Source organism: Pedobacter sp. 01N416, assembly GCF_056399685.1.
Map to the genome: position 1 here is coordinate 1 of NZ_JBFTRT010000492.1, position 6,583 is coordinate 6,583.

General features: G+C 37.9%; 6 protein-coding genes. 1 reads left to right on the forward strand and 5 read right to left on the reverse strand.

Going from position 1 to position 6,583, the window contains the following annotated elements:
• Positions 1 to 3 precede the first annotated feature (3 nt).
• The 3 genes from AC1DND_RS22110 to AC1DND_RS22120 form a co-directional block, all read right to left on the reverse strand.
• Complete coding sequence (locus AC1DND_RS22110; RefSeq protein ID WP_477584769.1) at positions 4 to 1,953, reverse strand: glycoside hydrolase family 97 protein; 1,950 nt, start codon at positions 1,951 to 1,953, stop codon at positions 4 to 6.
• A 49-nt stretch (positions 1,954 to 2,002) separates the two neighbouring features.
• Complete coding sequence (locus tag AC1DND_RS22115; RefSeq protein WP_477584770.1) at positions 2,003 to 3,637, reverse strand: FAD-dependent oxidoreductase; 1,635 nt, start codon at positions 3,635 to 3,637, stop codon at positions 2,003 to 2,005.
• A gap of 241 nt (positions 3,638 to 3,878) precedes the next feature.
• Entirely contained in the window at positions 3,879 to 4,247 is a 369-nt protein-coding gene (locus tag AC1DND_RS22120; RefSeq protein ID WP_477584771.1) for a DUF4142 domain-containing protein, read from the reverse strand.
• Positions 4,248 to 4,415: 168 nt separating this feature from the next.
• Between AC1DND_RS22120 and AC1DND_RS22125 the strand changes: the two genes are divergently transcribed.
• Complete coding sequence (locus AC1DND_RS22125; RefSeq protein ID WP_477584772.1) at positions 4,416 to 4,736, forward strand: hypothetical protein; 321 nt, start codon at positions 4,416 to 4,418, stop codon at positions 4,734 to 4,736.
• A gap of 50 nt (positions 4,737 to 4,786) precedes the next feature.
• On the opposite strand, the gene AC1DND_RS22130 is transcribed toward AC1DND_RS22125, so the two are convergent.
• Together AC1DND_RS22130 and AC1DND_RS22135 are read right to left on the reverse strand one after the other, a co-directional pair.
• Complete coding sequence (locus AC1DND_RS22130) at positions 4,787 to 5,557, reverse strand: ion transporter (protein ID WP_477584773.1); 771 nt, start codon at positions 5,555 to 5,557, stop codon at positions 4,787 to 4,789.
• Entirely contained in the window at positions 5,526 to 6,341 is an 816-nt protein-coding gene (locus AC1DND_RS22135) for an SDR family oxidoreductase (protein WP_477584774.1), read from the reverse strand. Before AC1DND_RS22135 ends, AC1DND_RS22130 begins: the two co-directional genes overlap by 32 nt.
• Positions 6,342 to 6,583 lie beyond the last annotated feature (242 nt).

Sequence of the window (6,583 nt, forward strand, 5' to 3'; positions counted from 1 at the left end):
CTGTCATTTAACTTGCTCAATTACAGCAACAAAGCCACCGTCTTTTACCATATTGATATCGATCGTTTCTCCTGCTTTAATTGGTTTTACGATGCGTTTAAAATCCATTGCCTGAAAATCGGCATTGATGCCATCTTTGATCAGGTTGATCTGGTAATTTGCATTTGGTTTCAAAAAACCGGTTTCAATTTTCAAGTCGTGTTTTTGATCGTTGCCCATAGCACCAATAAACCATTTGTCGCCTTTACGTTTAGCTGTAACGATATATTCGCCAACGCTTGCATCCAGGATTTTAGTTTCATCCCAGGTTACGGGAACGCTGGTAATAAACGAAGTGGTTTCGGGCTCTCTTAAATAGTTAAAAGGATTATCGGCCAGCATTTGAAAACCACTTTCAAAAACAATATACATGGCCAGCTGATGCGCCCTGGTACCAATGCTCATGGTATTTACCCAGCTAGGTTTATAATCCTCTTTATGTGCCKAACGCATGGCCCCGGGCGTGTAATCCATCGGCCCCACTGCATTACGTAAAAATGGAAGGAATAAGTTGTTGTTTGGCGTGGCCAAACCGCCTCCAATATTTTGTTCCATACCTATAACGCCTTCATAAGAGAGCACATTGGGATAAGCTACTTCCAAACCAGCTGGTTTAAATGCACCATGAAAATCGACCAATATATGGTGTTTAGCCGCCTTTTTAGCTACACGGGTGTAGTAATTTACCATCCATTGATCGCTCCTATCCATGAAATCAATTTTCACTCCTGCAATTCCCCATTTTTCCAGGGTTTCGAAAATGTTGAAGTTATTTTCGACTGCCAGCCAGGTAAACCAAAGTACAATTTTTACATTTTTCTGTTTGCCATAAGCAATTAACTCTTGCAGGTTAATGGTTGGATTAGGTTCGAAAGGATTAAGTGTTGTTTTTGCCCATCCTTCATCCATAATGATGTAAGGAATACCAAATTTCGAAGCAAAATCGATGTAATATTTATAAGTATCCTGATTATAACCCGATTTAAAATCCACGCCGTATACATAGGCATTATGCCACCACTCCCAGGTTACCTGGCCAGGTTTTATCCATTTGGTATCTTGTAACTGGTTAGGTGTACTTAACTTATAAACCATTTCGTTAGCAGCCAATTGCGTATCCTTATCGGTAATAACAAAAAAACGCCATGGAAACGATCTTTTACCAGCTGTTTTTGCAATATAATCGGCTTCTTTTAAAATTTTCCGACTTCTGTCTCCATCTTCTCCAAAAGCCAATGGCACCTTTGGAAAAATAGCATCAACAGTTTTATCATCTGTGGCTTTTATAAACAAACAAGGGTAATCGTATAGATCTGCTTCTGATAAAAGTGTTTTATATTTTCCTGTGTTGAACAATATTGGCAATACATTCATCTTCTCTTTATTCACTTTTCCAAGCTCGTTTTGGCGGTATAAAATCTCATACGAAGTTTTAAAACCGCCTGTTTCTAAATAAGCCGCTTTAACGGGATTATTAAAATTAAGGTGTACATCTTCGCTGTTTATAATGATCGAGTCTTTTTTATTGGTAATAAACCGGTAAGCTATCCCATCGTTATAAACTCGAAATTCTACACTAAAATCGCCTTTAAAATCTAACCTTAACAAGTTATAATGGTTAATCACTGTGGCATTTTTAAGCGGTACAACAGGATTTGAACTGGTGTTTATAGATGAAAATGTTTTTTTGATCAATTTTGCATGCTCACCAAGCTTTGCCTGAGCCAGATTTAACTGTAAATAGGAATCGGCTAATAAAGGATTACCATTAAATGTAACCGCGTAGCCAATTTTTTCTTTAATGGCTACCGATATTTTGATCCGCTTATCTGGAGATAGGAGCTCTATAGGGGCGCTAAAGAGTTTTATTGTAAAAACCAGCATTAAGGCGGCAAATGACAGATATTTTTTCATTTTAAAGTTTGTTTGTTTAATAAAAATTTTTGGTTCTTACATTTTAAGGCTAATAAATCGTTTTAGTCTCTAAAATTAAACACTGCTTTTGATTTAACAACAAGTTTTTTAATTCATTGTAGTTTACATCCTGAATGTTGATTTTATGATCGATAGCCAAGGATGCGGCAGTGGCAGCTGATTCACCCAGGATCATAAATACAGGCTCCATGCGTACAGAACCGTACGCAATATGGGATGATGACAAACAAACGGGAACCAATAAATTTTTGCATTCGGTTTTCCTGGGTACGATGGCCTGGTAGGAGATACTGTAAGGTTTCGGTGCTTTAACGCCGATATCGCCCTCATTTTGCACATAACCTTCGGGCGTAATATAACGTTGCACATTATGAGAATCTAAGGCGTAAGAGCCCATCCCTATCGGATTTGACACTTCTTTTTTGCCGAGTACTTCATGCTCGGTCATCACAAAATCTCCAATCATTCTCCTCGCCTCCCGTACATAAAGCTGATATGGCCAGTTTCCATTATCCTTAAATTCATCTTTCGCCAAACCCCATTTTTTAACCTGCTGCTGAATTTTTTCGGGCATCCTTGGATCGTTGGCCATGAAGTACATTAATCCTTTTTGATAATTTTCGTGAGCTTTAATAATTTCTTTCCGCTTTGTGTAGTCTGCTTCAGGATAGGCATAATTCATTCCAATAAAATCGGTACTAAATGGTCCGTGGTTATTGGTATCTGTTTTATGGTTCGGAATAGGATCGTATTTATTAAAAAGCTCGTTCCAACCGGCATTAAACACACTTAACAGCAATTCGTAATCCATTGCATTGTAGCGGTCTGGTTTTGGAAACGCTATTTTGTTTTCGGCTTTATTGGTCAGGCACATCCTATAACAATACGCCTGAAGTTTATGGTCTGCCGTTCCGTTCGGTCCAGGTTGATCAGTAGAAATACCCGTCAACAAGCCGCTTTTTTTATCTCCTGGAATTTTATAGGGATCGATATTATTTTTAAAATAATGCGCATGCTGAAAAACCAAGGCCTGTACCCCATTCCACTGTTCGTTATAGATATGGTTTGCTTCCCTGCCCACATGGTAACTTACTTTAGCTGCAGCCATTAAATCGCCTTCATAAGTAGCATCGATATACATTTTTGCACTAAAAATTTTGCCAGATAAGGTTTTGATACTGATAATCTTACCATCTTTCATTTTTACACCCTGTTTTCGCTCCAGCCATTCATCGCGGTAAATTTTTAATTTATTTTCTTTAACAAAACCTTCCATAACCTGCTCAGCAACATGAGGTTCAAAAATCCACATGGTACGGTCCGTTCCATCAATAGCAGGTGTACCCTGTCCTTTGTTACCGTATTCTTCTTTTTTCTGCCATTTCCAGGCGCTAGCTTGCTGGTAATGCTGATAAACCTTTTGATAAAATGTTCTGGCGAGGCCACCAATTACGGATTTGTCTCCCGTATCGGTAAAGCCCAGCCCTGAAGATGATAAACCACCAAGATGGCGGTCGGGTGAAACTACAATAACGCTTTTACCCATTTTGGTAGCTTGTACGGCTGCAATTATACCGGCTGATGTTCCTCCATAAATTACAATATCTGCCTGATGGTGTTCCGCTCCTGGCTTAGCACAAACCGTAAAAAAGATTGAGCTCAAGGCTAAAAAGCATATTAAAATTTTCCTGGTTGGTATGAGGATTGTCTGCAAAGAAAACCTACAGCGTTTACTATAAATTTCTGCATATTGGGTTTCATTTTCTTGTTTTGAAAGGATGAAAAATCCTAAATCTGAAAAATGTTTTATTGAAAACATATATTGGCGAGGTTTAAACAAATATATTAATTATTTAAACTTACAAATCCAATAAATCGTTTTAGAAGAATATGAAAGCAAAAGGTTACCATGCTAAATAACTTAAGCTACTATTTAGCCAGGGCTTGAATATTGGCAAATTTACTTTCTTAAGTTTCGCCAAGGATCTTAATTCTTCATTGGCCTTGGTATGATTGTCAACCATCATCTGGCCAAATGCCTTTATCTTTTGATCTGTYGCTTTCTCTGCCGCAAGTTTCCCGGTTGATACCTCTTTCATTCCGGCAATAGCCGCCTGTTGCAAAAATTGTGTGGTGGTTAAACTATCTTGTTGATTAATATAATCAAATGATCCTGCATAATGCCAGTCTGCTTTTGCAACAGCATTAAATGAAGTAGCTGAAATAATCATTCCCACTACTGCTATTTTCCTGGTATCGAAATGGTTTTTCATGGTTAAGTAATTAAGGTAAATGCATTTATAAAACCCCGTTAACATTTAAAAAGTTTGAGCAAATCATATCCATGTTTTAAAAACCTTACAACACCAGTGGTTTAAGATTTTAAATTTTCTCTAAACTTAATCTGATCAGAATCTGTTCTACTATAAAAGACTTTTACTATGGAAAATCTAGAAAACAATCAACCTGAAGAAGAAATTCAGAATATCGAACAGTTCCAGATCAACCGTTCGGAAGGAAATGCAGCCGAGGGTCACGCCACTCCTGAGCCATCTGAAGACAATGAATATACAGATGATGAAGTGCAATATGCTGATGGCGAAGGCACACAATTAAATGAAGAAATCAAAGGTCCGGAAGACGAAGAAGATGAGGATGACGATGACGATGAAGCAGAAACGGATGACTATAACGAATCTGATATAGAAGAACTGAATAAAGATCCGAATGCATACGATGATGAAGATAGCGAAATGTTATAAGTCATTATTTCCATTATAAAAGATGCCAGGTTAGTAATTATCTGGCATTTTTATTTAAACAAAGAGGATCCACAATATTTGCAAAACAAGGCATCGCTATCATGCCCTTCTCTACTACAGCTCGGACAGGATTCGGGTAATTCTTTTTTCTGTCTGGCCGCAACAGCAATATCGTGGGTAATAATCCCGGTGGGTACAGCAATAATGGCATAACCGATCAGCATCACTACAGAAGCCACAAACTTACCCAGTGGCGTGATGGGCGAAATATCGCCATAACCAACAGTTGTAATGGTTACAATGGCCCAATAAATACTTTCGGGGATATTCGAAAATCCATTTTCGCGCTTTTCTACCAAATACATAATAGAACCAAGAATTACGGTGATGGTTAAAACGGTTAGCAGGAATATGCTGATTTTCCGCACACTGTTTTTCAGTGCCTGGGTTAAAAAATTAATCTCTGTTAAAAAATGTCCGAGTTTGAATATCCTGAAAACACGAAGTAACCTTAGTGCCCTAAAAACCAGTAAAGATTGTGCACCAATAAAAAAGATACTCAAATAAGACGGTAACAATGCAATCAGATCGATAATACCTAATGGACTGATCACATAACTGATCGGTTTTCTGATACTCACCAATCTTAAAATGTATTCGACTGTGAAAAGCGCGGCGAAAATCCATTCCATAATATTAAACAGTTTGCCGTATTGCCGATGGATACCAATAACGCTATCGAGCATTACCACAATGATACTCGAAAATATGGCAATCAATAAACCAATATCATGAAGCGAGAAATACATAAGATGGTCCAAGTTCTGAGGGTTGACCAGCCCTTTCCATGGCTGTTTCACACCCAAATGACTTAATCTTTTTTTCATCGAAAGTAGATACAATGAGTGGTGTCCACACGGGTCCCGGTGCGACAGCGTTTACCCGGATACCTTTTTTGGCTAAATTTGTAGCGAGCGAACGTGTAAAAGAAGTTATTGCGCCTTTTGTTGAAGAGTAATCGATCAGATTTGGCGAAGAACGATAAGCCGTTACTGAGGTGGTATTGATAATGGTATCGCCTGCCTGAAAATATTCCAATACCTCATGCGCAAAGTAAAAATAGCCAAATATGTTAGTACGGAAAGTATCTTCCAACTGTTTATCGTCGATCTTTTTTGGATCTTTCTGCGGAACCTGCATGCCGGCATTATTTACCAAAATATTGATCTTTCCAAACTTTTTAACAGTTGTTTTTACTGCTTTTCTACAAAATGAAGGCTTTTTAACATCTCCTTTAATCAATAAACAATTTTTACCCTCAACTTCAACCATTTTCTGGGTTTCTTTTGCATCAACATCCTCATCCAGATAAACAATAGCAATGTTGGCACCTTCCCTTGCAAAATGAACTGCTACCGAACGACCAATGCCACTATCTCCACCGGTAATCAGGGCAACCTTATCATTCAGTTTTCCTGCTCCCTTATAGTTTGCTTTAATTACTTCAGGTCTTGGATCCATCTTCGCCTCTATCCCTGGTTGTTTGTTCTGTTTAGCAGGTGTTTTTTGAGTTTCCATCGTTTCTTTTGTCAAATTAAGTTTCACAACATTGCCAATTAAACAAGAATAGCATCTTCAAAGTTTTAAGAAACTCAACCTTCTCCGTTAAAACTTAAACCAATTTAACTTAATATTTTGCTCATATTCCATCATTTTGAAAGGATATACCTCAGTAAATTAGCCCATTAAATGCTAACCAAAAGAAACCGAAAATGAGAAAAACAATTTTATCAGCTTTGTTCATACTGGGCTTAACCTTACCTGGCTTTGCTCAAAAACGATTAGGC